The following is a 26,745-nucleotide window of genomic DNA, read 5'->3' as shown; positions in this document are numbered from 1 at the left end:
TCTCCCTTTTTATTGCGCGCGATTTAGAACAGCACGCGGCAACGGATGGTGCCGTTGATGCTTTGCAGCTTCTCTTGCGCCAGGTCCGAGGACTCGGCGTCGACGTCGATCACCACATAACCCACTTTTTCGTTGGTTTGCAGGAACTGGCCGGAGATGTTGATACCGTTTTCGGCGAAGACCTTGTTGATCTCGCTCATCACACCCGGGATGTTCTCGTGGATGTGCAGCAAACGGTGCTTGCCAGGGTGAGCCGGCAGGGCCACTTCCGGGAAGTTGACAGACGATACGGACGTACCGTTGTCGCTGTACTTGACCAGTTTTTCTGCCACTTCCAGACCGATGTTGGCTTGGGCTTCAGCGGTGGAACCGCCGATGTGCGGGGTCAGGATCACGTTGTCCAGGCCACGCAGCGGGCTTTCGAACACGTCGTCGTTGGAACGCGGCTCAACCGGGAACACGTCGATAGCGGCGCCGATCAGGTGCTTGTCCTTGATCGCGTCAGCCAGGGCGTCCAGCTCAACCACGGTGCCACGTGCGGCGTTGATCAGAATGCCGCCCTTTTTGATGGCGCGGATTTCTTTCTCGCCGATCATCCACTGGGTAGCCGGGGTTTCAGGCACGTGCAGGGTCACGATGTCGGACATGCCCAACAGTTCGTGCAGGTTGCCGACCTGAGTGGCGTTGCCCAATGGCAGCTTGGTCACGGTGTCGTAGAAGAACACTTGCATGCCCAGGCCTTCAGCCAGTACCGACAGCTGAGTACCAATCGAACCATAACCGACGATACCGAGCTTTTTGCCACGGATTTCGAAGGAGTTGGCCGCGCTTTTGATCCAGCCACCACGGTGGCAGGAAGCGTTTTTCTCAGGGATGCCGCGCAGCAACAGGATCGCTTCAGCCAGCACCAACTCGGCCACCGAACGGGTGTTGGAGTAAGGGGCGTTGAATACAGCGATACCGCGTTCGCGAGCAGCGTTGAGATCGACTTGGTTGGTGCCGATGCAGAAACAACCAACAGCAACCAGTTTTTTGGCGCAGTCGAACACTTCTTCGGTCAGCTGAGTACGGGAACGGATGCCGATGAAATGGGCATCAGCGATCTTTTCCTTCAGCAGGGCTTCAGGCAAGGAACTGGTGATGTACTCGATACTGGTGTAACCAGCAGACTTCAGTACTTCAACAGCGGATTGGTGGACGCCTTCTAAAAGAAGGAACTTGATCTTGCTCTTATCGAGAGAAGTCTTGCTCATCTGCGTAAACCTGTGTCCCAGAGAAAAAATGGCAGGGAATGGACAGCCTGAGCTGGCCTGGCCGGCGTGAAGACCGGCACCGTGAATCGTCCTACGGCTCGATTCGACGGGGGGGTCGTATGCTAGCATAAGCGCCCCGCTAAACACCCATTCCTGCGACGTGAAGCGTACTCAGGATGACCATGAATTGTTCGAGAGTTCTGTTGATGACCCATCCTGCCGTAATTGAAGAGCTGAAGACCCTGGTAGAGCCTGGCAAGGTTCTCACCGATGCTGATTCCCTTAATGCTTACGGCAAGGACTGGACCAAGCATTTCGCTCCTGCGCCCACCGCAATCGTCTTCCCGAAAACCATCGAACAGGTCCAGGCCATTGTGCGTTGGGCCAACACCCACAAAGTCGCGCTGGTGCCATCGGGCGGGCGCACTGGCTTGTCGGCAGCAGCCGTTGCGGCGAATGGCGAAGTGGTGGTGTCTTTCGATTACATGAACCAGGTGCTCGACCTCAACCTGACCGACCGCACAGCGGTCTGCCAGCCGGGCGTGGTCACTAAGGCCCTGCAAAACCTGGCCGAAGAAAACGGTCTGTACTACCCGGTGGACTTCGCCTCGGCCGGTTCCAGCCAGATTGGCGGCAACATCGGCACCAATGCCGGCGGGATCAAGGTGATTCGCTACGGCATGACCCGCAACTGGGTGGCGGGCATGAAAGTGGTGACCGGCAAGGGCGACGTGCTGGAACTGAACAAAGACCTGATCAAAAACGCCACCGGCTATGACATGCGCCAGCTGTTTATCGGCGCCGAAGGCACGTTGGGCTTTGTGGTCGAAGCCACCATGCGCCTGGACCGGGCACCGAAAAACCTGACCGCCATGGTGCTCGGCACCGCCGACTTCGATGCCATCATGCCGGTGCTGCATGCCTTCCAGAGCAAACTGGATCTGACGGCTTTTGAGTTCTTCTCTGACAAGGCATTGGCCAAAGTCATGGCCCGTGGCGACGTACCTTCGCCGTTTGACACGGACTGCCCGTTCTACGCGCTGCTGGAATTTGAAGCGACCACTGAAGAAGTGGCCAACACCGCCCTGGAAACCTTCGAGCACTGCGTCGAGCAAGGCTGGGTGCTGGACGGCGTGATGAGCCAGAGCGAAACCCAGCTGCACAACCTGTGGAAGCTGCGTGAGTACATCTCCGAGACCATCTCGCACTGGACGCCATACAAAAACGACATCTCGGTCACCGTTTCGAAAGTACCGGCCTTCTTGAAAGAAATTGACGCCATCGTCGGCGAATACTACCCGGACTTCGAGATTGTCTGGTTCGGCCACATTGGCGACGGCAACCTGCACTTGAACATTCTCAAGCCCGAGAACCTGAGCAAGGACGAGTTCTTTGCCAAGTGCGCGACGGTCAACAAATGGGTCTTTGAAACGGTCGAGAAGTACAACGGCTCGATCTCGGCAGAACACGGCGTGGGCATGACCAAACGTGATTACTTGACCTACAGCCGCTCGCCGGTTGAGATCGAGTACATGAAAGCCCTCAAGGCCGTGTTCGACCCGAACGGCATCATGAACCCAGGCAAGATTTTTGCGGTTTAACTAACCCCCAGCGGAGTCGATCCATGAGCTATCAGCACCAATACGTCGACGGTACCCGGATTCACTTTCCTATCGGCAAAGTCGTGTGCATCGGCCGTAACTATGCCGAGCACGCCAAAGAGCTGGATAACCCGATCCCGACTGAGCCGCTCTTGTTTATCAAGCCCGGCAGTTGTGTAGTGCCGACCGAAGGCGGGTTTGCCATCCCGCACGATCGCGGTTCGGTGCATTACGAAGCCGAAATTTCGGTGCTGATCGGCAAGCCGTTGTCCAACAACCCAAGCGCCGAAGAAGTGCTGGACGCGATCTCGGGCTTCGCTCCGGGCCTGGACCTGACCCTGCGCGACAAGCAATCGGAGCTCAAGGCTAAAGGCCTGCCGTGGGAAGTCGCCAAGTCGTTCGACGGCGCCTGCGTGCTCGCACCGTTCGTACCGAGCTGCACGTTCCCGGACGTGACTGACATTGGCATCCGCCTGACCATCAACGGCGAAGTGCGCCAGGACGGCAACAGCGCCCTGATGCTCAACCCGATCGTGCCGATGATTCAGTACATGGCCGGGTGCTTCTCGCTGCAAGCGGGCGACGTGATCTTGACCGGCACCCCGGTGGGTGTTGGCCCGCTGAACGTGGGCGATGAACTGGTGCTGGAATTGCCAGGCGCCAGCCGCTTCGAAAGCATCGTGCGCTGAGACAACACGCAAACCTTGTAGCCGCTGACGAGGCACGAGGCTGCGATGCGGGCCGCAGGACCGCCCTTTGGGGTCGCTTCGCAACCCATCGCAGCCTCGTACCTCGACAGCGGCTACAGTTTTTAAAAGGCGCAATCCCCCGGACGCCAACCGCGCTAAACCGTTATTCTGTTGTGGATTTTTCCTACGCAGAATGTGAATCACCGAATGCCAAACTGGAACCACTACGTACAGCGCGTCCTGGAGTTGATGAAGCGTTACCCAGGGCTGATTGCGCTGTTCGGTTTTTGCTCAGGTGTGGGCAGTTTTATTCTGGTGGACCGCCAGCAAGGCATGGCCCGCTGGATCGCGGTGATCCTGCTGGTGAGCTGGGTCTGGCTGATGCTCGAAAACACCCTGACCCAATGGTTTGCCCGCGTCTTTAAACGCGAAATCCCCCCGCCTTTGCTGCGTTACGCAACGCAGATGATCCATCAGGAAAGCCTGTTTTTTGTCCTGCCGTTCTTTTTCATCACCACCACCTGGAACAGCGGCCAACTGGTGTTTACCGGCCTGCTGGGCGCCGCCGCGCTGGTGACCATCACCGACCCGCTGTATTACAAATGGCTGGCACCACGGCGCTGGCTGTACCTGGGCATGCACACGCTGGCGCTGTTCGCGGCGCTGCTGACTGCGTTGCCGATCATCCTCAATCTGACCACCGCCGAGAGCTACAAACTGGCGCTGGGCGCAGCCGTGCTGCTTTCAATCCCCAGCATGGCGGTCAGCCTGCCCCTTAAAACCTGGCGTGGCTGGCTGGTGTTGCCGCTGATCGTCATCGCGCTGGGCGCGACGGGCTGGCTACTACGCTCGTGGGTGCCGCCCGCAACGCTGTGGATGACCGAAGTCGCGGTCACAACGCAAGTCCAGAGCCGCACGCCCGGCGAGAGTATCGAGCAGATCAGCGTCAGCCAGCTGCGCAGCCAGGGTTTGTATGCCTACACCTCGATCAATGCGCCCCGTGGCCTCAACGAACGGATCTACCACGTGTGGCTGCTCAACGGCCAAGAGGTGGACCGCATCGCCCTGGATATTCACGGCGGACGCAAGGAAGGCTACCGAGCCTGGACCCACAAACTGAACTTCCCGCCCAACCCGGTCGGGCGCTGGCAGGTCAAAGTGTTGACCGAAGACGGGCAAATGCTTGGGGTGCTGCGCTTCAAAGTCACCGACACAGATCAATCCACGCCCACCGATGTACAGGCAAACTGAAACACTTTTACGAGAGTGTGCTATTACATAAGGTCTGCGTTTAAGCGTACTGAGCATGGAGCCTACGACTATTACTGCCATGGCGGGCGATGCCCAACTAGACACGTCAAGTAATCCTGCGCGGCTGATAATCAGTGGCCAATGGACATTGGCCAATTATGCTCGGCTGAAAAAGCTGACTGAACAGCTCGCGGGCACATACGACGCCAGTACTCACATTGACCTCGATGACGTGTCCCGCCTGGATACCGCAGGCGCGTCGTTGCTGGTTGAGTTGCTGGGCGCCGAGCGCGTCAGCCAACTGGCCGACAGCGCCACCAAACTCCCCGAGGCCGACCGCGCCCTGCTGCAAACCGTGTACTCCTCGATGCGCGACTTCTGCGTGCCGGTCAAAGCGGTCGAAATCAATATCGGCCTCTTGCTGCTGAGCCGCATCGGCAGCGCGGTCTACACGCTGTGGCAAGACACCTTGCAGTTGCTGGGGTTTATCGGGGTCATTCTGCAAAGCATTGCCCGCAACCTGTTGCGCCCCAAGCAGTGGCGCGTCACGCCGGTGGTGGCGCAGATCGAACAGATCGGCCTCAACGCCACGCCGATTGTGGCGCTCCTGACCTTTATGGTGGGCGCCGTGGTGGCGTTTTTGGGGGCCACGGTGCTGGCCAATTTTGGCGCCGGAATCTACACCGTCGACCTGGTGGCGTTTTCATTTCTGCGTGAGTTTGGCGTGCTGCTCACCGCCATCCTCCTGGCGGGCCGCACGGCCAGTTCGTTTACCGCGCAAATTGGCTCGATGAAGGCCAACGAAGAGATCGATGCGATCCGCACGCTGGGCCTGGACCCCATGGACCTTTTGGTGGTGCCACGGGTGCTGGCGCTGCTGATCGCCCTGCCGATGCTGACCTTTCTGGCCATGATGGCCGGGATTTTGGGCGGCGCAGTGGTGTGCGTGGTGTCGCTGGGCATCTCGCCGGACATGTTTATTTCGATGCTGCACTCCGACATCGGCGTTAAAAACTTTTTGGTGGGCATGGTCAAGGCGCCGTTCTTTGCGTTTTTGATTGCCGCCGTCGGTTGCCTTGAGGGCTTTAAAGTCAGCGGCAGCGCCGAGTCGGTGGGTGCGCACACCACCTCCAGCGTGGTGCAGTCGATCTTTATCGTGATCCTGCTCGACGCCGTGGCCGCGCTGTTCTTTATGGAGATGGGCTGGTGAGTACGCCAACGAAGACGCCCCGCGAGGCGGTGATCGAAGTGCGCGACCTGTGCAATCGGTTTGGCACCCAAACCGTGCACGAGCACCTCGATCTGGATGTGTACAAAGGCGAGATTCTCGGCGTGGTCGGCGGCTCCGGCACGGGCAAATCGGTGCTGTTGCGCAGCATTGTCGGCCTGCGCCGCCCTACAGAAGGCGAAGTGCGGGTGTTCGGCCAAGACCTGCTCAGCCTGCCCGAAGCCCAGCGCTCGTTGATTGAGCGGCGCTTTGGCGTGCTGTTTCAGCAAGGCGCGCTGTTTTCGTCGCTGACAGTGACCGAAAACATCGCCATGCCCTTGATCGAACACGCCGGGCTGAGCCGCCCCGACGCTGAACACCTGGCGCTGGTCAAGCTGGCGTTGGCCGGGCTGCCGCTGTCGGCGGCCGATAAGTACCCCTCGGCGCTGTCTGGCGGCATGATCAAGCGCGCCGCTCTGGCCCGCGCACTGGCGCTGGACCCGGACATCCTGTTTCTTGACGAACCTACGGCCGGGCTCGACCCGATTGGCGCGGCGGCGTTCGACCAACTGATTCTGACCCTGCGCGATGCGCTGGGTTTGAGTGTGTTTTTGGTCACCCACGACCTCGACACGCTGTACACCATCACGGACCGGGTGGCGGTGTTGTCGCAAAAACGGGTGTTGGTCGCTGCACCAATCGCCGAAGTCGAAAACTTCGACGATCCCTGGATTCATGAGTATTTCCATGGCCCTCGTGGCCGCGCCGCGTATGAAGCGGCAACCCAGCGTAAGGAGCATTGACATGGAAACCCGCGCCCATCATGTATTGATCGGCCTGTTCAGCGTGTTGGTCGTCGCAGGCGCCATGCTGTTTGGCCTGTGGCTGGCGAAGTCGAGCATGGACGATACGTTCACGGACTACGAAGTGGTGTTCAACGAGGCAGTCAGCGGCTTGTCCAAAGGCAGCTCGGTGCAATACAACGGGATCAAGGTCGGGGACGTGATTGAACTGCGTCTGGATGACAAAGACCCGCGTCGCGTACTGGCGCGTATTCGTCTGGCGGCCGGCACGCCGGTTAAAGTCGACACCAAGGCCAAGCTGGCACTGACCGGCGTGACCGGCACCTCGATCATCCAGCTCAGCGGCGGTGACCCAAGCAGCCCGATGCTCAAAGGCAAAGACGGCAAATTGCCGGTGATTGTGGCCTCGCCCTCGCCAATTGCCCGGCTGCTGACCGATGGCAACGACATGCTGGCCAACATCAACATCCTGCTGCACAACGCCAACCGGCTGTTCTCCCATGAGAACGTCGACAGCGTGGCCAAAACCCTATCGAACTTTGAGCAAACCACCAGCGCCATTGCTGACCAGCGCAACGACATCGCGCAGACCCTCAAGCAGCTGTCGCAAGTGGGCAAGCAAGCCTCGGCCACGCTGGAGCAAACCACGGCGCTGATGCGCAACGCCAACGGCTTGCTCAACAGCCAGGGCAAGCAAGTGTTCACCAGTGCCGAGCAGGCCATGCACTCGCTGGAGCAAAGCACGGCGACCATCAACACGCTGATCAACAACAACGAAGCCTCGCTCAACAGCGGGCTGCAAGGGCTTAATCAGTTGGGCCCGGCGGTCAATGAGTTGCGCGAGACGCTGAACACGCTGCGGGGCATTTCGCGGCGTCTGGAAGCCAACCCGAGCGGTTACTTGCTGGGCCGCGAGCAGAACAAGGAATTCACCCCATGATCCGACCTTATCGCCTGGCAGGCTCCCTCTTCCTGGCCGCCAGCCTGAGCCTGCTCAGCGCTTGCTCGATTTTCCCCAAGCCCGAAGTGGTGGACGTGTATCGCCTGCCCGATGCGCAAACGCCGATTGCGGCCAGCCAGGGCGCCCCGGTGAAGTGGTCGCTGCGCCTTGAAAAACCAATGGCCAGCAACACGCTGAACAGCCAGAACATCGCCGTGGTGCCCGAGGGCAACCTGATCAGCAACTACAAGGGCGCACGCTGGAGCGACCCGGCCCCGGCATTGCTGCGCAATCGCCTGCTGGACGCCTTTTTACAAGACGGCCGGGTACCGGCGTTGAGCACCGATGACAGCAACTTACAGTCCGATTACGAATTAGGGGGCGAGTTGTTGGCGTTCCAGACGCACTACAACGGCAAGAGCCCGGAAGTGCTGGTGCAATACAACGCTCGGCTGGTGCGCAGCAGCGACCAGCGCATCATCAGTTCCAAGCGTTTTGAAGCACGCCAACCGCTGAGCAATCCGCTGGTGCCGCAGGTTGTCGCAGGCTTTGGCCAGGCGGCCGATACGCTGATGCCGCAAGTGGTGCAGTGGGCGATCCAGCAAGGGCAAGCACACTCGCAGTCGCAACGGTAACTATCTGTGGGATCGGGCTTGCTCGCGATGGGACAGACTCGGTGTTACAGACACACCGCGTCGCCTATATCGCGAGCAAGCCCTCTCCCACATGAAAGGTTATGCGTTAAGCCTGGCTGAATTTGTTGGCCAGTTCGCGCAGCAGCACTTCGGCTTCCAGCACTTTGTTGACCGCGTCTTCGGCTTTTTCGCGGGTCACGTTCAAGCGCTCGAACAGCGCATCAGGCAGCGGCGCATAGGCCCCGTGACCAACCCCGCGATTGCGCAGCAAACCCAACGCCATGCACACTAGGTTCGGGTATTCGGCATCGGCGTCGATGTAGTCCGGGTCGTGCTGGAAACGCAACGCGGCGGTCAATTCATCCGGCATGCCCCAATGGCGCATCAACCAGGCGCCCATTTGTTCGCGGCTGATGCCCAGCAGGTGCTGCTCGATCACGCTGTGGCTAACGTGCGGGTTGACCTCAAGGTGGCGGCAAATCAGCGAAAAGTGCGGCGGAAACACGTGGGCCAGCAACAAGTAGCCGAAGTTGTGCAGCAGCCCGGCCAGATACGCCAGCCCGGTTTCCGGGCGTTTGTCACGCGGCATGCTGCGGGTCAGGCCTTCAATCACCGCCGCCGTGTAGATCGACTGTTGCCAGTATGGCGTGCAGGACTGCGGGTTGTCCTTGGGCAAGCTCAGGGTTTTACCCAGTGACAGGCTCAAGGCCAGGTTGATCACCAGGTCGACCCCGAGCACGCGCACGATGGCGTCCTCAACCGAGCGGATTTTGCTCGGCGCCGCGTAGTACGACGACGATGCCCAGCTCATGACTTGGGCCGCCAGCGCCGGGTCGGTTTCCACCACGCTGGTGATTTCATCGATGGTGACTTCAGGGTCAACCCGCAGGCGCATGATTTTGCGCACGCTCTCTGCCAGCGGCGGTATTTCAATGGTGGCTTCAAGCCGCTGCTGAATGCGTCGCGCCGTGAAGGCCTTGACTGCCTGGGTGATGGCTTCGCTGTCGTCGTCAGGGCGGTTCAGGTTGAGGATGATCTCGCTCAGAGGCTCACCAAAGCGCCCGGCGTTGGCCACACCCAGCAAGCGCAGGAAGTCTTCGCGGGTGACTTCCAGCAACAGGCCCGGCTCCCCCGAGCTGATCAGCAGCAGCGGCTGTTGCAGCAGTTGCTCTTCGTACAGGCAAGACGAACGGGTAATGGCCGGCAGACCCGGCAGTTGCTTCAGGCCGTGGCGGTCGAGTATCTCGCGCAGCCGGCTTTGGGCAACGGCAGCCATGCGACGCCCGATCAAGTCGGCCAGGCGGTTGAGGTCAAGCAATTGGCTCTGGGCGAACATCACCATCAAGGCGCCAGCGGTGTCATCGAGCAGCACGGCCTGGACCTTGCTGTCCGGGTTGAGCCCCGGGTGGTCGAGGACTTCTCGATAGGCAACCGCCCGCTCAGTGAGCAACTGCTGAATAACCGGTGGCGTGCTCGGAACGGCGAGGGCAATAGCGACTTTACTCATGGTCTGCATCCGATGTGTGCAACTCAAATTTGATAACCCGGTATTGGATCGGCCGCGCCTGTATTTACTGAACGATCTTTTTACACCTGACCGTACTGCTGGCCATGGCGTAACCAGCGATCCAGTAAGGGACTGACGTGACTCGGCCAGCGCTCCAGCAACGCCAGGGCGGCGTCGCGCACGGCGGGTAGCAAATCGGCATCGCGCATCAAGTCGGCCACTTTGAATTGCAGCAGCCCGGTTTGCCGGGTGCCGAGCATTTCGCCGGGGCCGCGCAGTTCAAGGTCTTTTTCAGCGATCACAAAACCATCGTTGGTTTCACGCATGATGCCCAGACGCTGACGTCCGATTTGTGACAGCGGCGGATGGTAGAGCAGCACGCAATGGCTGGCCGCGCTGCCCCGGCCCACGCGCCCGCGCAGCTGGTGCAGTTGCGACAAGCCGAGACGCTCGGGGTTTTCGATGATCATCAGGCTGGCGTTGGGCACGTCCACGCCGACTTCGATCACGGTGGTTGCGACCAGCAATTGCAGCTCGCCGGCTTTGAATTGGGCCATGACCTCGGCTTTTTCAGCGGCCTTCATGCGGCCGTGGATCAGACCGACGCGCAGCTCGCCCAACGCGCTGGACAGGTCTTCGAAAGTGCTTTCGGCTGCCTGGCAGGTCATTTCTTCGGACTCTTCAATCAGGGTGCACACCCAATACGCCTGCCGCCCCTCGGCGCAGGCCGCGCGCACCCGCTCAATCACTTCAACCCGCCGCGTGTCGACCACCAGCACCGTGTTGACCGGAGTCCGGCCGGGCGGCAGTTCGTCGAGGATCGAGGTGTCGAGGTCGGCGTAGGCGCTCATGGCCAGGGTCCGCGGGATCGGGGTGGCGGTCATGATCAACTGGTGCGGGCACATGACTCCGCCCACGCCTTTATTGCGCAAGGCCAGACGTTGCTGCACGCCGAAGCGGTGCTGTTCGTCGATGATTACCAGCGCCAGGTTCTTGAATTGCACCTGGTCCTGGAACAACGCATGGGTGCCGACCACCATGGGGGCGCCATTGGCGATTTGCTCCAGCGATGCTGCCCGCGCCTTGCCCTTGAGCTTGCCGGCCAGCCAGGCGACTTCCAGGCCCAGCGGCTCCAGCCAGCGTTTAAAGCTGATGAAATGCTGCTCGGCGAGGATTTCAGTGGGCGCCATCAAGGCCACCTGATAACCGGCTTCCAGCGCCTGCAGGGCGGCCAGGGCTGCGACCACGGTTTTACCCGCGCCCACATCGCCCTGGATCAGGCGCAGCATGGGCTCGGGCTGGCTGAGGTCGTAGGCGATTTCGTTGCCGACCCGCACTTGCGCGCCCGTGGGCGGGAAGCCCAGGTTGGCGAGGTATTGCTTGGGCAGCTTTTTAGCCTTGGGCAACGCCGGGGCTTGCTGCGAGCGCAGGCTCTCGCGCAGGCGTTGCTGCGAGAGCTGGTGAGTCAGCAGTTCTTCAAACGCCAGGCGGTGCTGAGCCCAGTGATGGCCCAGCGCGAGTTCTTCAACATCGGCATCGGCGGGCGGCTGATGCAAATAGCGAATGGCCTCGTCCAGCGGCGCCAGTTGGTAGTCCTTGGCCAGTTCGGGCGGCAACCAGTCCGGCAGGCTGCGCGGCCCCAGCATGGCCAGGCTTTGCTGGCTGAGCTGGCGCAAGCGCTGCTGGGTCAGGCCTTCGGTGGTCGGGTAGATCGGCGTCAGGGTGGTGTCGACCGGCGGCGGCTCAGCGCCAGTAATGGCGCGGTATTCGGGGTGGTAAATCTCCAGCCCCGACGCGCCGGGCCGCGCCTCGCCATAGCAGCGCACTTCGGTGCCGCGCTTGAGGCTTTCTTTTTGCGCATTGCTGAAATGGTAAAAGCGCAGGCTCAAGCCGCCGGTGCCGTCGTTAATACGTACCAGCAGGCTACGGCGCTTACCCATCACCACGTCGAGACCGATCACCCGGCCTTCGACCACGGCGTCTTGCCCCGGCCGCAGCGCGCCAATCGGCACCACACGGGTGCGGTCCTGATAGCGCAATGGCAGGTGGAAAAGCACGTCCTGAACGGTTTCGAGCCCGACCTTGGCCAATTTCTCGGCCATGGCCTCACCGACGCCCTTGAACACGGTGACCGGCACGTTAGACAACTCAGTCATTTCAGCTTCTTACGTCGCAGCAGGTGGCTTGGCCACGGAACACAGGCGGATCGAGTCCGCGAGGATTTCAATGGCTTTTGGCCGTGGGAAGCTGGCGCGCCAGGCAATCGCCACCGTGCGAAACGGCACCGGCGGGGTCAGCGGGCGCACGGACAAAATGCCGGGGGCGTAATGGTGGCTGTCGACCGCCGACAACGGCAGGATCGAAATCCCCAGGCCCGAGGCCACCATGTGGCGGATGGTTTCCAGCGAGCTGGATTCCACCGTGGTGTGCTTGGCGCCATCAGCGCCTTTGGTCAGCGTCGGGCAGGCCTCAAGCACCTGGTCACGGAAGCAGTGGCCTTCACCCAGCAACAACAAACTCTTGTCGTTGAGCAGGTTGGCGTCGATGGTGTCTTTTTTGCTCCACGGGTGCTCACTCGGCATCAGCACGTAGAACGGCTCGTCGTAGAGCGGCAACGTCAGCACGTCGGCTTCCTGGAACGGCAGCGCGATGATGATCGCGTCCAGCTCGCCATTGCGCAGTTTGTCGCGCAGCACGTGTGTGAAGTTTTCTTCGATGTACAACGGCATTTGCGGGGCGACCCGATGCAGTTGCGGAATAAGGTGTGGGAAAAGGTACGGACCAACGGTGTAAATCGCCCCTACTTTGAGCGGTGCGGTCAGTTGGTTCTTGCCGGCCTGGGCCAGTTCGCGAATCCCCTGGGCTTGTTCAAGCACCTTCTGCGCCTGGGCAACGATGCCTTCACCCACTGGCGTGAGACGCACAGCGCTTTTGCTGCGCTCGAAAATCAGCACACCGAGTTCGTCTTCCAGTTTTTTCACGCCCACTGACAGCGTCGGCTGGCTGACGTGGCAACGCTCGGCGGCATGGCCGAAGTGTTGTTCTTGGGCGAGCGTAACGATGTAGCGCAATTCGGTAAGAGTCATAGCGGGCGTCCCTGTATTGACGAGCCAAGCATAACGGCTGCAATCGATAGACGCACGTTATCACTCATTGCCCAGGGAACCACAGTGACTGCGGCAGGTTTCATCCGCTGCGTTGTAGTCGCTGACGAAGCATGAGGCTGCGATGGGTTGCGAAGCGACCCCGAACGGCGGTCCTGCGGCCCGCATCGCAGCCTTCGTACCTCGTCAACGGCTACAGGGGCGGGGCCAACATGCACAAAGGGCACCCTGAGGTGCCCTTTGTGGTGTTAACGCCGACGTTTATCGATGGAATAAACGAACGGTGCCACGATTTCGATGCTGCCGTTGGTCAGCATTTCTGGCGGCGGCTTGGGCAATGGCTGTGCCCGGCGAATCATTTCCAGGGTGGCCCGGTCCAGATCCGCGTTGCCGGAGCGGCCTACCAACTCGTAGGACAGCACCTTGCCTTCAGCGTCGACCACGAAGCGCAGACGGTTCAGACCTTCCTTGCCCCGCGACTGCGCCGCTGGTGGGTACTTCTTGTACTTGCCCAAGTGGGCCAGCAACGTACCTTCCCAGCTGGCTTTGGCAGCCAGTTGTTGTGGCGACGGGCCAGGAGCCGGTGCAGCAGACTTTTCAGTCGGCGCTTTGGTCGGCGTGGCGTCGCTTGGTTTCTCTTCTGACGGCTTTTCTTTGACCGGATCAGGTTTTTCCACAGGCTTGGGCGGTTGAGGCTTTTGCTTGGGTTTGACCGGCTTCGGAACAGCGATCTTCGGTTTAGGCGCTTCAGCCAGCTTGGGTATCGGCAACTCTTCCACAGGGGCCGGTGGTTGCGGTGGTGTCACCACTTTCGGCGGCGCAGGCGGTGGTGGTGCTGGCATCGGCGCCAGATCAACCATCATGGCTTGCGGTGGAAGCTCGATAGCCCGCGGGTTGGACCATTGCAGGGCAAGAATCACTGCCACTGCATGGACACCCAACACCACGGCCAAGCTGATTGCGTAACGCGTCATCTTTTGGCGCGCTATGGTCATTTCTTGGCTGCCGTCTCTAATCCGACCAGACCTACCTTCAAGTAACCGGCTGCGCGCAGTGCATCCATCACGCTCATCAAGTCACCGTAGTCCACGCCTTTGTCGGCCTGGAAGAAGATCGTCGTGTCTTTGTTGTTGTGAGTCCTGGCATCCAGGGTCGGACCCAACGCCTCAACCGTGACCGGCTCTTCGCCCAGGTACAGGCGCTGGTCAGCCTTGACGCTGAGGAACACCGGTTTCTCTGGCCGCGGCGCCGGTTTGGCGGTCGAAGCGGGCAGGTCAACCTTGATATCCACAGTGGCCAGCGGTGCGGCCACCATGAAGATGATCAGCAGCACCAGCATCACGTCAATAAAGGGGGTGACGTTGATTTCATGGTTCTCGGCGAGATCGTCATCGCCTTCTTTTAAATGCAGGCCCATGGCCGATTACCCCACTTTCACCATGTGCGGTTGCGAGCTGCGCTCGGGCGGCAGGTGATCGAGGTCACGGCTAACCAGCAGCAACACTTCTGCCGACGCATCAGCCACCTGAGCTTTGTAGCCGGTGATGGAGCGGGCGAAGACGTTGTAAATCACTACCGCAGGGATCGCTGCAACCAGGCCCAGTGCAGTGGCCAGCAAGGCCTCGGCAATACCCGGTGCAACCACGGCCAGGTTGGTGGTTTGGGTTTTAGCGATACCGATGAAGGAGTTCATGATGCCCCACACGGTACCGAACAGACCTACGAACGGGGCGGTGGAACCGATAGTTGCCAGCACGCCGGTGCCGCTGCTCATGTTACGACCGCAGGCCGCTACCAGGCGCTCAAGACGGAAGCTCACACGTTCCTTGATGCCTTCTTTCTCACGGCTATTGGCCGACAGGCGCATTTCTTCCATCGCGTCTTGCACCAGCAGGTGCGCGAGGGTGCCTTCTTTGGCAGCAGTTTCGCTGGCTTCCTGAAGGGTACGGGCTTTTTTCAGGTTGGCGATTTCACCGCGCAGACGACGCTTGGCGCCCAGGACTTCAAAGCCTTTGGCAATCCAGATGGTCCAGGTGATGATCGACGCAATGGCCAGGCCGATCATCACGATTTTTACGATGATGTCAGCGTTTTTGTACATGCCCCATGGGGACAGGTCGTGGGCCATGCCCAGGCTGTTGTCTTCTTCGGCGATCACTTGTGGTGCATCTTCGGCCGGTGCGCCAGCGCCTTCTGCCAGGGCAGGGTCGGTCGCGACAGGGGCAGCAACAGGCGCAGGGGCCGCAGCTTCGGTCGCAGAATGTGCAGCGGGGGCAGCAGGCTCATCGGCAAAGGCCGCAGCAGGTGCCAGCAAGAAGCTGAACATCAGCGCCGCAAGCCCACGCCATAGACGTGAAGGGCTCGAAAGCTGGGTTGGCGAAGCGGTGGGTTGATTGCGTGTCATGCTAGCCGGACCTGAAGAAAGAAAAAGAAGAATTGCCCTACAGCGCGTCTTAAGACCCAGGGCAAACGATGCGTTATTATTGCAAGTAATTCTTGTTAACAAAAGCGAATGCACTTGTTTTTTTCAAATGTCACGACCTTGGTCGTGTCCGTTCAGCCATTTTTGTAACATTTAGTAAGGAGTTTTGAGATGTCCAATGCCACAGCGTTGATCGTCGGTTGCGGTGATGTCGGAAGTCGCTTGGCCACTCAGTTGCTCGATAAAGGCTGGCAAGTCTATGGGCTGCGCCGCTCCATCGATCGCTTGCCGGAAGGCGTCATCGGTGTCGCAGGCGACCTGTTCAATGAGGCATGCCCGGCTGACTGGCCGACCGGCCAGATTGATTACCTGGTGTACAGCACTGCGGCCACCGAACACGACGAGGCGGGTTATCAGGCGGCTTATGTTGAGGGTTTGAAGCACACCTTGAGCTGGCTCAAACACCATAAACAGCAGCCCAAGCACCTGTTGTTTGTGTCCAGCAGCGGCGTTTATGTGCAGCAAGACGGCGAATGGGTCGATGAAACCTCCCCTGCCGAGTCCACCAATTACTCCGGCCGCATCATGCTCGAGGCCGAGAAACTGGCGCTGAGCAGCGGTGTGCCCGCCAGTGTCGTGCGCCTGACCGGCATTTATGGGCCGGGCCGGGAATGGCTGCTGGGGCAAGTGCGCAAGGGTTATCGGGTTGCGGTCAATCCGCCGCTGTACGGCAACCGCATTCACGCCGATGACGCTGCCGGGCTGCTGGCCTTTTTGCTGGAAGCGGCTGATCAGGGCAAAACGCTGGACGACTGCTACATCGGTGTCGACAACGCACCCGCGCCGCTGGCCGAGGTGGTGGACTGGTTGCGTGAGCGCCTGGGTGTGACCGAATGGGCCGAAGAGGCGAGCGTGCGCCGTGCGGGCAGCAAGCGTTGCAGTAACGCACGGGCTAAAGCCTTGGGCTGGGAGCCGCGCTACCCAAGCTACCGTGAAGGCTATGCCGCGATTCTTGGCGCTATGAAACCGTAGGAGCTGTCGAGGCACGAAGGCTGCGATCTTTTAAGATCAAAAGATCGCGAGGCAAGCTCGCTCCTACAGGATGAACTGCCCCCAAAAAGTTGGACACCCATTCAATTTTTGGGGGCAGATCAGGAGCGGGGTTGGCTTTTAGAGCTGTTTCTCCAGCCCCCATTCCTGTTTGCCAGGGTAGAGCTGGGGCATTTCGTCAGGCTTGGCGGAGTCCAGCGCCTGGAAGATTTCAAGCCGGTTGCCGTTTCGCACAAAGATATGCGCGGCGCCGATTTCGTCCTGTTGCAGCCACAGGCTGTCGTACTCGCCACTCATGGACGCACAGTCGCCCGCCATGCACAGCGCGTAGGCGTTGTTATTGGGCAAGCCTTTAACTTGGCCGTCCGGCATAAAGGTCACGGTATTGCCCTGCCCCAGGCCGTTGATCACACGCCACTGACCGCCCAGATAGGCCGCCTTGAGCGCGTACTCGAAATTCGTGCCCAACGGGGCATCACTGCTCAGTTTTAGGGGCGTGCGCACAAAGGACTGCTGAGGGTCGGCGTCTGAAGCGGCCTGAACCAGCTCTGCGCCCTGCATATTAAGCTCGATGGCCGAACTGCCATACACCGCCACTTGCCAGGCGCCCTTGTGGCCAGGCGTCAATTTGCCTTCGACCCACTCAAAGCCGTTGGTGTAGTTGGCTTTGGCGTTTTTGGCGTCGATGTCCCATTCAAGGTTCGGCCCGTTAGCCAGCAAGGCTTCACGCAGGTTGCCGCCCTTGGCAGCTTCATCGATTGCGCCCTGGTTAATCCAGACGCCACTGATATCGCGGGGTGCAGGTTCGCTGGCACAGCCGCCCAATAATACGGCGAGCAGTGACAAGGCTAGCGCTTTGCGCATAGTGGAATCCTTTTAAAGCGGGGGGAGAAGCGAGGGGGTTGACGCAGCATGAATGTGCTGCGCCGAGGGTATTACTCGAGTACCAGAATGGCGTCCATCTCGACTTGCGAACCCTTTGGCAGCGCAGCAACGCCGATGGCTGCACGTGCCGGGTACGGCTGTTCGAAGTACTTGCCCATGATCTCGTTGACCTTGGCGAAGTGGCTCAGGTCGGTCAGGAAGATGTTCAGCTTGACGATGTCTTTGAACGAGCCACCCGCTGCTTCAGCTACCGACTTCAGGTTTTCGAACACCTGAATGGTCTGGGCTTCAAAGCCTTCAACCAGTTCCATGGTTTTTGGGTCCAGCGGGATTTGACCGGACATGTAGACGGTATTGCCAGCTTTGATCGCCTGAGAGTAAGTACCGATCGCTGCAGGTGCCTTATCGCTGGTGATTACAGTCTTGGACATGGGTGACTCCTTGTAATTAGGTGGCTACGCACGCATACGAGTGATGCGGATGACCCCGGTAAGGGCGCGCAGTTTTTTGATCACGCGCGCCAGGTGCACACGGTCGTGCACGCTGACTACCAGTTGGACTACGCTGATTCGACCATCGCGTTCGTCCATGCTGATTTTTTCGATGTTGCCGTCGGCGGCGTTGACGCTGCTGGCCAGCAAGGCGATCAGGCCGCGCTGGTGTTCCAGCTCGACGCGCAATTCGACGTTGAATTCGCCGGTAACGTCCTTGGCCCATGATAGCTGGACGCATTTTTCAGGGTTATGACGGATTTCACTGATATTGCGGCAGTTGTCCAGGTGCACGACCATGCCTTTGCCCGCCGACAGGTGGCCGACAATCGGGTCGCCCGGAATCGGCGTACAACATTTGGCGTAGCTGAGCACCAGGCCTTCTGTACCACGAATCGCCAGCGGGCCTTCGGGGCTCGGCAGTTGCTCGCCCTCGCCCAACAAACGTCGGGCCACGACATATGCCATGCGGTTGCCCAGGCCAATGTCTTCAAGCAGGTCTTCGATGTGTTCCAGGCGATACTCCTGGAGCATGGCCTGAACGCGTTCGGCGGGGATCTTGTCCAGCGCGCTGTTAAAGCCGTTAAGCACTTTGTTCAGCAAACGCTCGCCGAGGCTGATGGACTCGGAACGGCGTTGCAGTTTGAGCGCGTGGCGAATGTGCGTGCGCGCCTTGCCGGTGACCACAAAGTTGAGCCAGGCCGGGTTCGGGCGTGCGCCCGGCGCACTGACGATCTCGACCGTGGAGCCGCTTTGCAGTGGCTCGGACAGCGGCGCGAGACGACGGTTGATCCGGCAGGCAATGCAGCTGTTGCCGACGTCGGTGTGTACCGCGTAGGCAAAGTCGACCGCCGTGGAGCCTTTGGGCAGCTCCATGATCCGGCCTTTGGGCGTAAAGACGTAGACCTCGTCCGGGAAAAGGTCGATTTTTACGCTTTCGATAAATTCGAGGGAGTTGCCGGCGCGCTGCTGCATCTCGAGCACGCCCTTGACCCATTGCCGCGCCCGGGCGTGAGTCCCGGTGTGCTGCTCGTCGCCACTGGATTTGTACAGCCAGTGCGCGGCGATGCCGTTGTTGGCCATTTCTTCCATTTCACGGGTACGGATCTGAATTTCGATCGGTACGCCGTGCATGCCAAACAGCGTGGTATGCAGCGACTGATAGCCGTTGGCTTTAGGGATTGCGATGTAGTCCTTGAAACGGCCCGGCAGCGGCTTGTACAAATTATGTACAGCGCCCAGCACGCGGTAGCAGGTGTCCACTTTGTCGACGATGATACGGAACGCGTACACGTCCATGATCTCGTTGAACGCCCGACGCTTGCCGCGCATCTTTTTATAGATGCCGTAGATGTGCTTTTGCCGCCCGCTCACTTCGCCCTGAATGCCGTCGACGGCCAGACAGTGGCTGAGGGACTCTTCAATCTTGTTGACGATCTCTTTGCGATTGCCCCGGGCGCGCTTGACCGCCTGATAAATGCGCGCCGAGCGCATCGGGTACATCGCTTTGAAACCGAGGTCTTCGAATTCGATACGAATGTTGTGCATGCCCAGCCGGTTGGCGATGGGTGCGTAGATTTCCAGGGTTTCCTTGGCAATCCGCCGGCGTTTTTCGCCGGACAACACTTCGAGGGTGCGCATGTTGTGCAAGCGGTCCGCCAGCTTGACCAGAATCACGCGAATATCGCGGGCCATGGCCATGGCCATTTTCTGGAAGTTTTCAGCTTGGGCTTCGGCTTTGGTTTCGAAGTTCATCTGGGTCAGCTTGCTGACGCCATCGACCAGTTCGGCCACGGTTTCACCGAACTGCGCAACCAGCGCTTCTTTGGCAATCCCGGTGTCTTCGATCACGTCATGCAGCATGGCCGCCATCAGGCTCTGATGGTCCATATGCATGTCGGCAAGGATGTTTGCCACTGCCAGCGGGTGCGTGACATAAGGCTCGCCGCTACGTCGGCGTTGGCCGTCGTGGGCTTGTTCTGCGTAGAAATACGCTCGTCGGACCAGATTGACCTGGTCCGCACTGAGGTAGGTCGACAAGCTGTCGGCGAGGGCGTCTATGCTCGGCATGAGGGAGCCTCCTGCCAAAACTGTGAACCCTTCGCCGTACTACGTCGACCGGGCATAGGCTTAGTTCGCCTCGTTGGACTCGTCCTCGAACGCTGCAAACAGCGGTTCGTCTTCGACGATTTCAGCGTTGGCGATAAACTCGTAGCTCATCAGGCCTTCTGCGATTTCGCGCAGGGCAACAACGGTAGGCTTGTCGTTTTCCCACTGAACCAGAGGCTCTTTACCACCGGTGGCCAACTGACGGGCACGCTTAGTAGACAGCATGACCAGCTCAAAGCGGTTATCCACGTGTTCTAGGCAGTCTTCAACGGTTACGCGGGCCATGGTCTTCCTCGTAGCAAATACAATGTGCGCGCTGCCCGGATGGGCGAGCGGACTCGACAGTTTAAAAAATCACCAGCCATTAGGGAAGCGCTGATTTTTCACTCACCCTGCCCAATGTCTCTGTAAGTGCCAATGTAAAGCCCTTGCAGGGGTTTTGGGAAGCGCTGATTAACCGAGCAATTCGGCCAGCAATTTACCGTAGCGCTGCTGTTGGCGCTTTTGCTGGAGACGACTGGCATGGAAAATGGCCTTCAAGTCATCCAGTGCCACGGCAAAGTCGTCGTTGATGATCAGGTAGTCGTAGTCAACGTAGTGGCTCATTTCACTCACGGCTTCGCGCATACGGCCGTCAATAATCTCGGCACTGTCCTGCCCGCGATTGTCCAGGCGATCACGCAGGGCTTGCTGGCTCGGCGGCAGGATAAAGATCGAACGCGCCTGAGGCATCAGTTTGCGAACCTGCTCGGCACCTTGCCAGTCGATTTCCAGAATCAGGTCATGACCTTCATCCAGCGTCTGCTGCAAGTAGCTTTGCGAGGTGCCATACAGGTTGCCAAACACTTCGGCACGCTCAAGAAAATCACCGTGCTCGATCATCTTCACGAACTCTTCGCGCTCGACGAAGTGATAGTGCACGCCGTTCTCTTCGCCGGGGCGCATGGCCCGGGTGGTGTGTGACACCGAGACGCGGATCTGCGGCTCAATGTCGATCAGGGCCTTGACCAGGCTGCTTTTCCCGGCCCCTGAAGGCGCAGAAATAATGTAGAGAGTGCCAGTGCTGTGGGTCATGTCGGGGGAAGCCTTACTCAATATTCTGTACTTGTTCGCGCATCTGCTCGATCAACACTTTGAGGTTGACCGCAGCCTGGGTGCTGCGCGGATCGAATGCCTTGGAACCGAGGGTGTTGGCCTCCCGGTTGAGTTCTTGCATCAGGAAGTCGAGCCGACGGCCGGCAGCACCGCCCGACTTGAGCACGCGCCGCACTTCCAGAATGTGGGTGCTCAGACGGTCCAGCTCTTCTGCGACGTCACTCTTTTGCGCCAGCAAGACCATTTCTTGCTCAAGGCGCTGAGGGTCCAGCTCGGCTTTCATGTCGGCAAAGCGATCCAGCACCTTCTGCCGCTGGGTGGCGAGCATTTGCGGGACCAGCTCCCGCAGGGTCTCTACGTCGCTTTCAATGGCGCTCAAACGGTCACTGATCAAACGCGCCAGCTCGGCGCCTTCGCGCTCACGGCCGTTTTTGAGTTCTTGCAGACCTTGCTTGAACAGCGCCAGCGCCTGGTTGTTGAGGGCCTGCGGGTCGGCGGCATCGGCCACCAGCACACCGGGCCAGGCCAGCACTTCGAGCGGATTGAGGGCCGCGGGCTGCTTGATCAGGCTGGCAATGGTCTCGGCAGCGGCCACCAGTTGCGCGGCGCGCTCGCGGTCGACTTGCAGCGGCTTGCCCGTGGTTTCTTCGGTGAAGCGCAAGGTGCACTCCAGCTTGCCCCGGGAAATACCTTGGCGCAGCGCTTCACGCACCGCCCCTTCAAGTTCGCGGAAAGACTCTGGCAAGCGCAGGTGCGGCTCCAGGTAGCGGCTGTTGACCGAACGCAGCTCCCAGCTCAGGGTTCCCTGAGTGCCGGCGCTTTCGACGCGGGCAAAGGCGGTCATGCTGTGCACCATGGAGGTACCTCGCGATCTGATGAGTGAAGCCGGGCGGCTATTAAGGGGGCGGATTGTAGCGCAGTGCAGCGGATGGCCCCAAATGGCGTCTGTCGTAAAGGCGCTACAACACTGGATTGCGTTTTAAATGTGCCCGGATCGGTCACGGCCTTTATAATGCTCGGCAGTTTTCCGTCCCGTACAGGTATCCCACATGAAACGTCCAAGTGGTCGCGCTGCCGATCAGCTCCGCCCGATCCGCATCACCCGCAACTACACCAAACACGCAGAGGGTTCTGTACTGGTCGAGTTCGGTGACACCAAAGTCATCTGCACCGTAAGCGTCGAGAACGGCGTACCGCGCTTCCTTAAAGGTCAGGGCCAAGGCTGGTTGACTGCCGAATACGGCATGTTGCCGCGCGCCACCGGCGAGCGTAACCAGCGTGAAGCCAGCCGTGGCAAACAAGGCGGTCGCACCCTCGAAATCCAGCGCCTGATCGGCCGTTCGCTGCGCGCCGCGCTGGACATGTCCAAACTGGGCGACATCACTCTGTACGTCGACTGCGACGTGATCCAGGCCGACGGCGGCACCCGCACCGCGTCGATTACCGGCGCGATGGTGGCTCTGGTTGACGCACTCAAAGTGATCAAAAAGCGTGGCGGCCTCAAAGGCGGCGACCCGATCAAGCAAATGATCGCCGCTGTATCGGTGGGCATGTACCAGGGCGAGCCGGTGCTGGATCTGGACTACCCTGAAGACTCGGCAGCCGAAACCGACTTGAACGTCGTGATGACCAGCACCGGTGGTTTTATTGAGGTTCAGGGCACTGCCGAAGGCGCGCCGTTCCAGCCTGCCGAACTGAACGCCATGCTGGCATTGGCGCAACAAGGCATGACCGACATCTTCGCACTGCAACAAGCGGCGCTGGCAGACTGATCGCCAAGCCCCTTGATGACCGACAGGAGAACGCCATGACAGAGCTCGACCTTTCAAATCCCAAACCGAGCCGCGAAGCTCGCCAATGGGCAATGTTTTGTCACTTTGCGGCGTTTTTGGGGATGTGGTTTCCGTTTGGCAACCTGATTGGGCCGCTGATTATTTGGCAGCTCAAGCGCGAAAGCGATCCCTTTATTGACGAGCAGGGCAAAGAATCGCTGAACTTTCAGATCACCGTGGCGATTGCTTCGGCCATTTGCTACGTGCTGATGTTCGTACTGATTGGCTTCGTCTTGCTCGGCCTGCTGTTCATCGGCGCCGTGGTGCTGGTGGTGATTGCCGGGGTCAAAGCCAATGACGGGGTGGCCTACCGCTACCCTTTCACCTGGCGGCCGATCAAGTAAGCCCAAAAGCCCTGTAGCCGCTGCCGAAGAATGAGGCTGCGATGGGTTGCGAAGCGACCCAAACGACGGTCCTGCGGCCCGTATCGCAGCCTCGTGCCTCGTCAGCGGCTACAACGGTTTTACGCCGTAGCGGGCGGCGGGTTCGTTGCGCGAGAGGTTGGGTAACAGCGCTTGGCGCGCCGCCTCAAAGGCCGCCCAATCTGCGCTGTCCGGCAAAGACGGCACCGTCACAGCCTCACCTTGGGCCAAGCCCGCCAACGCCGCATCGACCAGCTTCTCGGTGGTCATGACCATCGTCTTCGGCAAGGCATCTACCGACATACCAGCCGCTGCAAAAAACTCGGTCGCCGTCGCACCCGGCAGCACGACGTGCACGTTGACCCCTTTATCACTGAGTTCGTGGCGCAGCGATTCGCTGAAGGCCAGCACGTAGGCTTTGGTTGCGCCATATACGCCATTGAGCAATGTCGGCGCCACGGCGACGACTGAAGCAATGTTGATGATCGTGCCACGCCCCTGTTCGACGAAGTTACCGGCAGCGGCTTTTGCCAGACGCGTCAGCGCCAGCACGTTGAGCAAAATCATCGCGTCCATTGCTTCAACGGAAGACTCCAGCAATGTGCCCCCGGCTCCCACGCCCGCGTTGTTGACCAACAGACTGATGCGCTTGTCGTCTTGCAAAAGGGCGGCGACACGCGCCAAATCGTCAGGCTGGTTGAGGTCAGCGACCACCACCTGAACATCGCGCCGGGTGTGCGCGGTCAACCGGGCCGCCAGACCTTCCAGACGCTGCTGGTTGCGGGCCACCAGAATCAGGTCGTAGCCCTGCTGCGCCAAACGATCGGCATACACCGCACCAATCCCCGAAGAAGCGCCCGTAACCAGGGCATAGCCTTTGTGTTCACTCATCACGCTTGCTCCAAAACGGCCGGGTAAGGAGTCGGCCTTGTTGGGGTTCAGGTTATGAGCGTATGGTGATGTCAGCAATGCCATATATCCCACCTTTCAGGACATGCTTATGGTCACCATCGGTATTCTTCTGTCGCCCGGCTTTCAGATGCTTTGCCTGTCCACCAGCACCATCTTTGAGTTTGCCAACCTGCTCAGCGGGCAATCGTTCTATCGCGTGGATTTGATCTCTGAGCAGGGCGGCCTGGTACCCAGCTCCATGGGTTTTAGCGTCGAGACACAGGCGTTCAAGCAACGCAGTTATGACACGGTGCTGGTGCTGGGCGACAACCAATTGATAGAACCCACGCCGGCGCTGATCCCTTTTTTGCAGGACACCCTGAGCACGTCGCGCCGCCTGGCTTCCGCCTGTACCGGCTCATTTCTGCTGGCAGCCGCAGGCTTGCTGGATGGCCGCAAAGCCACCACGCACTGGTTTCACGCCCGCACCTTTCGCGAGGCGTTTCCCAAGGTAAAGCTGGAAGAAGACCGCATTTTCACGGTAGACGGCAAGCTGTGGACCAGCGCGGGCATGACCGCCTGTATTGATCTGGCCCTGGCCTTAGTGGAGCAGGATTTGGGCGCAGAAGTAGCGCGCGACGTGGCCAGAAAGCTTGTGGTCTACCATCGCCGTGCTGGCGGGCAGTCGCAGTTTTCTGCGTTATTGGAACTCGAGCCTAAGTCCGACCGCGTGCAAACCGCGCTGACCTACGCCAAGGAGCACCTGCGCGAAGAGTTGTCGGTCGAGCAATTGGCCGAGGTCGCCCACTTGAGCCCTCGCCAGTTCAGTCGCCTGTTTCGCAGCGAAACAGGCCAGTCCCCGGCCAAGGCCATCGAGAACTTGCGCCTAGAGGCGGCCCGCTTGATGCTTGAGTCCGGCGCCCACAGCATCGACAGCGTGGCGCGTGAGAGCGGCTTTGGCGACCCGGAGCGCATGCGTCGAGCCTTTATCCGCGCCTTTGGCCAGCCACCTCAAATGCTCCGTCGGGCGCTGCACTTGCAGGCTTAGCCTGCCAAAAAAAATGCCCGTATCGTGGGATACGGGCATTTTTATGACAGCGAAAGAACACTTAGATAGTGAGTGTCCAGTCGTAGTCCACGATCAACGGCGCGTGTTGCGAGAAGCGTGGCTGACGCGGCAAGCGAGCGCTGCGAACAAAGCGGCGCAAACCCGGGGTCAACAACTGGTAGTCGAAACGCCAGCCCAGATTCAGCATCTCGGCCTGCTCGTTGTCCGGCCACCAGCTGTACTGATCGCCTTCACGACTGACTTCACGCAGAGCATCGACATAGCCCATGTTGCCGACAATCTCATCCATCCAGGCCCGTTCAGGCGCCAGGAAACCAGGAGACTGCTGGCTGTCACGCCAGTTTTTAATGTCGAGCTTCTGCTGCGCCACGTACAACGAGCCGCAGTAAATGTACTCACGACGCTTGCGACGCTGCTTATCCAGATAGCGTGCAAAATCGTCCATTAGCTTGAACTTCTGGTTCAAGTCTTCATCGCCATTCTGCCCCGAAGGGAGCAGCAAGGTCGCGATGCTGACCTTATCGAAATCGGCTTGCAGGTAGCGCCCGTAGCGATCGGCCGTCTCGAAGCCAAGCCCAGTGATGACTGCTTTCGGCTGCAACCGCGAGTACAAAGCCACACCGCCTTGGGCATGGACTTCAGCTTCGCACGCGTACAGAAAGTAGCCATCCAGCTGGTAGGCTGGATCGTCCAGTTCAAAGGCGGAGGCGCGGGTGTCCTGCAGGCAGATAACGTCGGCATTCTGAGCCTGCAGCCAACTGAGCAAACCACGCTCGACTGCCGCCTGAATACCATTGACGTTCACACTGATGATCCGCATAAATGGCCCCAAAAATCACGTGCGTGTATGATACACGCCGTCTTACTAATTAGCTAAATCCGTGGTATCTGGGGCCATTTTCATGCAAGCGTATCAGCGCGACTTTATCCGTTTTGCCATTGATCGCGGCGTTTTGCGCTTCGGTGAGTTCACCCTGAAGTCCGGGCGTACCAGCCCCTACTTCTTCAATGCCGGCCTGTTCAACACCGGCTCCGCGCTGGCTCAACTGGGGCGCTTCTATGCCGCCGCCATCGTTGACAGCGGCATTGATTTCGACGTGCTGTTTGGCCCGGCTTACAAAGGCATCCCTTTGGCCGCGACCACCGCCGTCGCTCTGGCCGAGCACCATGATCGCGACATGCCATGGTGTTTCAACCGCAAAGAAGCCAAGGCCCACGGCGAAGGCGGCAGCCTGGTCGGTTCGCCGCTGGAAGGCAACATCCTGATCATCGACGACGTGATCACGGCCGGCACCGCCATCCGTGAAGTCATGCAAATCATTAACGCCCAAGGCGCCAAAGCGGCCGGCGTACTGATCGCCCTCAACCGCCAGGAGCGCGGCAATGGCGAACTGTCGGCCATCCAGGAAGTCGAGCGTGACTTCGGCATCCCGGTGGTCAGCATAGTGTCGTTGACCCAGGTGCTGCAATTTCTGGCCGAAGACGAAACCTTGAAGCAACACCTGCCAGCCGTTGAAGCCTACCGGGCGCAGTACGGGATCTAAACAGC

27 protein-coding genes are annotated in these 26,745 nt (G+C 59.7%); 12 read left to right on the top strand and 15 right to left on the bottom strand.

Annotated features, from left to right (window positions below; all coding sequences use genetic code 11):
- Positions 1–23: 23 nt before the first annotated feature.
- Positions 24–1,253, bottom strand: coding sequence for a phosphoglycerate dehydrogenase (gene serA / locus AAEZ03_RS08380; protein ID WP_048371173.1), 1,230 nt, complete (start codon positions 1,251–1,253; stop codon positions 24–26).
- Positions 1,254–1,459: 206 nt separating this feature from the next.
- Between serA and AAEZ03_RS08375 the strand changes: the two genes are divergently transcribed.
- The 7 genes from AAEZ03_RS08375 to AAEZ03_RS08345 all read left to right on the top strand — a co-directional run bounded on the left by AAEZ03_RS08375 (position 1,460) and on the right by AAEZ03_RS08345 (position 8,379).
- Positions 1,460–2,854 (top strand): D-2-hydroxyglutarate dehydrogenase, encoded by a 1,395-nt coding sequence (locus AAEZ03_RS08375; protein ID WP_048371175.1) that lies wholly within the window; start codon positions 1,460–1,462, stop codon positions 2,852–2,854.
- A gap of 23 nt (positions 2,855–2,877) precedes the next feature.
- Positions 2,878–3,543 carry a fumarylacetoacetate hydrolase family protein gene (locus AAEZ03_RS08370; RefSeq protein ID WP_350577649.1) on the top strand — a complete coding sequence of 222 codons (666 nt, stop codon included), beginning with the start codon at positions 2,878–2,880 and terminating at the stop codon, positions 3,541–3,543.
- A gap of 207 nt (positions 3,544–3,750) precedes the next feature.
- Complete coding sequence (locus tag AAEZ03_RS08365; RefSeq protein ID WP_048389142.1) at positions 3,751–4,794, top strand: DUF5924 family protein; 1,044 nt, start codon at positions 3,751–3,753, stop codon at positions 4,792–4,794.
- 79 nt (positions 4,795–4,873) lie between these two features.
- Positions 4,874–6,004 (top strand): ABC transporter permease, encoded by a 1,131-nt coding sequence (locus AAEZ03_RS08360; RefSeq protein ID WP_278939415.1) that lies wholly within the window; start codon positions 4,874–4,876, stop codon positions 6,002–6,004.
- The gene (locus tag AAEZ03_RS08355; protein WP_048371183.1) at positions 6,001–6,804 is read left to right on the top strand and encodes an ABC transporter ATP-binding protein; all 804 of its coding nucleotides are present in this window, start codon (positions 6,001–6,003) and stop codon (positions 6,802–6,804) included. The genes AAEZ03_RS08360 and AAEZ03_RS08355 overlap by 4 nt, the downstream gene beginning before the upstream one ends.
- A gap of 1 nt (position 6,805) precedes the next feature.
- Positions 6,806–7,744 (top strand): MlaD family protein, encoded by a 939-nt coding sequence (locus AAEZ03_RS08350; protein ID WP_153334395.1) that lies wholly within the window; start codon positions 6,806–6,808, stop codon positions 7,742–7,744.
- A complete protein-coding gene (locus AAEZ03_RS08345) occupies positions 7,741–8,379 on the top strand; it encodes an ABC-type transport auxiliary lipoprotein family protein (RefSeq protein WP_123750729.1) in 639 nt (212 codons plus the stop codon). The genes AAEZ03_RS08350 and AAEZ03_RS08345 overlap by 4 nt, the downstream gene beginning before the upstream one ends.
- A 106-nt stretch (positions 8,380–8,485) precedes the next feature.
- Here AAEZ03_RS08345 and AAEZ03_RS08340 read toward each other — a convergent pair whose 3' ends face one another.
- The 6 genes from AAEZ03_RS08340 to exbB all read right to left on the bottom strand — a co-directional run bounded on the left by AAEZ03_RS08340 (position 8,486) and on the right by exbB (position 15,394).
- A complete protein-coding gene (locus AAEZ03_RS08340) occupies positions 8,486–9,886 on the bottom strand; it encodes an aminoacyl-tRNA deacylase and HDOD domain-containing protein (protein ID WP_350577646.1) in 1,401 nt (466 codons plus the stop codon).
- Positions 9,887–9,966: 80 nt separating this feature from the next.
- Entirely contained in the window at positions 9,967–12,042 is a 2,076-nt protein-coding gene (recG, locus tag AAEZ03_RS08335; RefSeq protein WP_153334398.1) for an ATP-dependent DNA helicase RecG, read from the bottom strand.
- Between the two features lie 9 nt (positions 12,043–12,051).
- On the bottom strand, positions 12,052–12,972 hold the full coding sequence (locus AAEZ03_RS08330; RefSeq protein WP_123750728.1) for a hydrogen peroxide-inducible genes activator: 921 nt from the start codon (positions 12,970–12,972) through the stop codon (positions 12,052–12,054).
- Positions 12,973–13,238: 266 nt separating this feature from the next.
- The gene (locus tag AAEZ03_RS08325; RefSeq protein WP_048371193.1) at positions 13,239–13,985 is read right to left on the bottom strand and encodes a TonB family protein; all 747 of its coding nucleotides are present in this window, start codon (positions 13,983–13,985) and stop codon (positions 13,239–13,241) included.
- Positions 13,982–14,407, bottom strand: coding sequence for a TonB system transport protein ExbD (gene exbD / locus AAEZ03_RS08320; RefSeq protein ID WP_019828186.1), 426 nt, complete (start codon positions 14,405–14,407; stop codon positions 13,982–13,984). Before exbD ends, AAEZ03_RS08325 begins: the two co-directional genes overlap by 4 nt.
- Before the next feature lie 6 nt (positions 14,408–14,413).
- Entirely contained in the window at positions 14,414–15,394 is a 981-nt protein-coding gene (exbB, locus tag AAEZ03_RS08315; RefSeq protein WP_048371195.1) for a tonB-system energizer ExbB, read from the bottom strand.
- A gap of 189 nt (positions 15,395–15,583) precedes the next feature.
- Here exbB and AAEZ03_RS08310 point away from each other — a divergent pair, with 189 nt between their 5' ends.
- Positions 15,584–16,444, top strand: a complete 861-nt coding sequence (locus AAEZ03_RS08310; protein ID WP_350577640.1) for an SDR family oxidoreductase — start codon at positions 15,584–15,586, stop codon at positions 16,442–16,444.
- Between the two features lie 138 nt (positions 16,445–16,582).
- On the opposite strand, the gene AAEZ03_RS08305 is transcribed toward AAEZ03_RS08310, so the two are convergent.
- The 6 genes from AAEZ03_RS08305 to AAEZ03_RS08280 form a co-directional block, all read right to left on the bottom strand.
- Entirely contained in the window at positions 16,583–17,326 is a 744-nt protein-coding gene (locus AAEZ03_RS08305; RefSeq protein ID WP_350577637.1) for a hypothetical protein, read from the bottom strand.
- Positions 17,327–17,397: 71 nt separating this feature from the next.
- Positions 17,398–17,778 (bottom strand): deaminase RidA, encoded by a 381-nt coding sequence (gene ridA / locus AAEZ03_RS08300; protein WP_153432836.1) that lies wholly within the window; start codon positions 17,776–17,778, stop codon positions 17,398–17,400.
- Positions 17,779–17,802: 24 nt separating this feature from the next.
- Positions 17,803–19,908, bottom strand: coding sequence for a bifunctional GTP diphosphokinase/guanosine-3',5'-bis pyrophosphate 3'-pyrophosphohydrolase (spoT, locus tag AAEZ03_RS08295; RefSeq protein ID WP_048372386.1), 2,106 nt, complete (start codon positions 19,906–19,908; stop codon positions 17,803–17,805).
- 60 nt (positions 19,909–19,968) lie between these two features.
- Positions 19,969–20,232, bottom strand: a complete 264-nt coding sequence (gene rpoZ, locus AAEZ03_RS08290) for a DNA-directed RNA polymerase subunit omega (protein WP_016782707.1) — start codon at positions 20,230–20,232, stop codon at positions 19,969–19,971.
- Between the two features lie 168 nt (positions 20,233–20,400).
- A complete protein-coding gene (gene gmk / locus AAEZ03_RS08285; protein ID WP_048372389.1) occupies positions 20,401–21,021 on the bottom strand; it encodes a guanylate kinase in 621 nt (206 codons plus the stop codon).
- A 13-nt stretch (positions 21,022–21,034) separates the two neighbouring features.
- Entirely contained in the window at positions 21,035–21,898 is an 864-nt protein-coding gene (locus AAEZ03_RS08280) for a YicC/YloC family endoribonuclease (RefSeq protein ID WP_048389125.1), read from the bottom strand.
- Positions 21,899–22,091: 193 nt separating this feature from the next.
- Here AAEZ03_RS08280 and rph point away from each other — a divergent pair, with 193 nt between their 5' ends.
- Together rph and AAEZ03_RS08270 are read left to right on the top strand one after the other, a co-directional pair.
- Positions 22,092–22,814, top strand: coding sequence for a ribonuclease PH (gene rph, locus AAEZ03_RS08275; protein WP_273221934.1), 723 nt, complete (start codon positions 22,092–22,094; stop codon positions 22,812–22,814).
- Positions 22,815–22,849: 35 nt separating this feature from the next.
- The gene (locus tag AAEZ03_RS08270; RefSeq protein WP_048372394.1) at positions 22,850–23,218 is read left to right on the top strand and encodes a DUF4870 domain-containing protein; all 369 of its coding nucleotides are present in this window, start codon (positions 22,850–22,852) and stop codon (positions 23,216–23,218) included.
- A gap of 108 nt (positions 23,219–23,326) precedes the next feature.
- Here the strand turns inward: AAEZ03_RS08270 and AAEZ03_RS08265 are convergent, their stop codons facing one another.
- Positions 23,327–24,127 (bottom strand): SDR family NAD(P)-dependent oxidoreductase, encoded by an 801-nt coding sequence (locus tag AAEZ03_RS08265; protein WP_350577630.1) that lies wholly within the window; start codon positions 24,125–24,127, stop codon positions 23,327–23,329.
- A 109-nt stretch (positions 24,128–24,236) separates the two neighbouring features.
- On the opposite strand from AAEZ03_RS08265, the gene AAEZ03_RS08260 reads away from it, so the two are divergent.
- Positions 24,237–25,175, top strand: coding sequence for a GlxA family transcriptional regulator (locus tag AAEZ03_RS08260; RefSeq protein ID WP_153432840.1), 939 nt, complete (start codon positions 24,237–24,239; stop codon positions 25,173–25,175).
- A gap of 61 nt (positions 25,176–25,236) precedes the next feature.
- Here AAEZ03_RS08260 and crc read toward each other — a convergent pair whose 3' ends face one another.
- On the bottom strand, positions 25,237–26,016 hold the full coding sequence (crc, locus tag AAEZ03_RS08255; RefSeq protein ID WP_350577626.1) for a catabolite repression control protein Crc: 780 nt from the start codon (positions 26,014–26,016) through the stop codon (positions 25,237–25,239).
- A gap of 82 nt (positions 26,017–26,098) precedes the next feature.
- Here crc and pyrE point away from each other — a divergent pair, with 82 nt between their 5' ends.
- A complete protein-coding gene (pyrE, locus tag AAEZ03_RS08250) occupies positions 26,099–26,740 on the top strand; it encodes an orotate phosphoribosyltransferase (RefSeq protein ID WP_350577623.1) in 642 nt (213 codons plus the stop codon).
- The last annotated feature ends 5 nt before the right edge of the window (positions 26,741–26,745 follow it).

Origin of the sequence: Pseudomonas sp. HY2-MNA-CIBAN-0224, from assembly GCF_040310285.1 — a bacterium.
Lineage (GTDB): Bacteria > Pseudomonadota > Gammaproteobacteria > Pseudomonadales > Pseudomonadaceae > Aquipseudomonas > Aquipseudomonas helleri.
Note: the sequence above shows the minus strand (reverse complement) of the source record. Positions and strands in the feature narration are given on the sequence as shown.

What these genes read in the sequence shown, in the direction of transcription:
- crc (WP_350577626.1), bottom strand. Translation starts at nt 26,016, where the DNA reads ATGCGGATCATCAGTGTGAACGTCAATGGTATTCAGGCGGCAGTCGAG.
- AAEZ03_RS08260 (WP_153432840.1), top strand. Translation starts at nt 24,237, where the DNA reads ATGGTCACCATCGGTATTCTTCTGTCGCCCGGCTTTCAGATGCTTTGC.
- AAEZ03_RS08265 (WP_350577630.1), bottom strand. Translation starts at nt 24,127, where the DNA reads ATGAGTGAACACAAAGGCTATGCCCTGGTTACGGGCGCTTCTTCGGGG.
- spoT (WP_048372386.1), bottom strand. Translation starts at nt 19,908, where the DNA reads ATGCCGAGCATAGACGCCCTCGCCGACAGCTTGTCGACCTACCTCAGT.
- AAEZ03_RS08370 (WP_350577649.1), top strand. Translation starts at nt 2,878, where the DNA reads ATGAGCTATCAGCACCAATACGTCGACGGTACCCGGATTCACTTTCCT.
- AAEZ03_RS08310 (WP_350577640.1), top strand. Translation starts at nt 15,584, where the DNA reads ATGTCCAATGCCACAGCGTTGATCGTCGGTTGCGGTGATGTCGGAAGT.
- rpoZ (WP_016782707.1), bottom strand. Translation starts at nt 20,232, where the DNA reads ATGGCCCGCGTAACCGTTGAAGACTGCCTAGAACACGTGGATAACCGC.
- pyrE (WP_350577623.1), top strand. Translation starts at nt 26,099, where the DNA reads ATGCAAGCGTATCAGCGCGACTTTATCCGTTTTGCCATTGATCGCGGC.
- gmk (WP_048372389.1), bottom strand. Translation starts at nt 21,021, where the DNA reads ATGACCCACAGCACTGGCACTCTCTACATTATTTCTGCGCCTTCAGGG.
- AAEZ03_RS08270 (WP_048372394.1), top strand. Translation starts at nt 22,850, where the DNA reads ATGACAGAGCTCGACCTTTCAAATCCCAAACCGAGCCGCGAAGCTCGC.
- AAEZ03_RS08345 (WP_123750729.1), top strand. Translation starts at nt 7,741, where the DNA reads ATGATCCGACCTTATCGCCTGGCAGGCTCCCTCTTCCTGGCCGCCAGC.
- AAEZ03_RS08325 (WP_048371193.1), bottom strand. Translation starts at nt 13,985, where the DNA reads ATGACCATAGCGCGCCAAAAGATGACGCGTTACGCAATCAGCTTGGCC.
- exbD (WP_019828186.1), bottom strand. Translation starts at nt 14,407, where the DNA reads ATGGGCCTGCATTTAAAAGAAGGCGATGACGATCTCGCCGAGAACCAT.
- AAEZ03_RS08280 (WP_048389125.1), bottom strand. Translation starts at nt 21,898, where the DNA reads ATGGTGCACAGCATGACCGCCTTTGCCCGCGTCGAAAGCGCCGGCACT.
- AAEZ03_RS08340 (WP_350577646.1), bottom strand. Translation starts at nt 9,886, where the DNA reads ATGAGTAAAGTCGCTATTGCCCTCGCCGTTCCGAGCACGCCACCGGTT.
- AAEZ03_RS08350 (WP_153334395.1), top strand. Translation starts at nt 6,806, where the DNA reads ATGGAAACCCGCGCCCATCATGTATTGATCGGCCTGTTCAGCGTGTTG.
- AAEZ03_RS08375 (WP_048371175.1), top strand. Translation starts at nt 1,460, where the DNA reads ATGACCCATCCTGCCGTAATTGAAGAGCTGAAGACCCTGGTAGAGCCT.
- AAEZ03_RS08360 (WP_278939415.1), top strand. Translation starts at nt 4,874, where the DNA reads ATGGCGGGCGATGCCCAACTAGACACGTCAAGTAATCCTGCGCGGCTG.
- exbB (WP_048371195.1), bottom strand. Translation starts at nt 15,394, where the DNA reads ATGACACGCAATCAACCCACCGCTTCGCCAACCCAGCTTTCGAGCCCT.
- rph (WP_273221934.1), top strand. Translation starts at nt 22,092, where the DNA reads ATGAAACGTCCAAGTGGTCGCGCTGCCGATCAGCTCCGCCCGATCCGC.
- serA (WP_048371173.1), bottom strand. Translation starts at nt 1,253, where the DNA reads ATGAGCAAGACTTCTCTCGATAAGAGCAAGATCAAGTTCCTTCTTTTA.
- ridA (WP_153432836.1), bottom strand. Translation starts at nt 17,778, where the DNA reads ATGTCCAAGACTGTAATCACCAGCGATAAGGCACCTGCAGCGATCGGT.
- AAEZ03_RS08365 (WP_048389142.1), top strand. Translation starts at nt 3,751, where the DNA reads ATGCCAAACTGGAACCACTACGTACAGCGCGTCCTGGAGTTGATGAAG.
- recG (WP_153334398.1), bottom strand. Translation starts at nt 12,042, where the DNA reads ATGACTGAGTTGTCTAACGTGCCGGTCACCGTGTTCAAGGGCGTCGGT.
- AAEZ03_RS08330 (WP_123750728.1), bottom strand. Translation starts at nt 12,972, where the DNA reads ATGACTCTTACCGAATTGCGCTACATCGTTACGCTCGCCCAAGAACAA.
- AAEZ03_RS08305 (WP_350577637.1), bottom strand. Translation starts at nt 17,326, where the DNA reads ATGCGCAAAGCGCTAGCCTTGTCACTGCTCGCCGTATTATTGGGCGGC.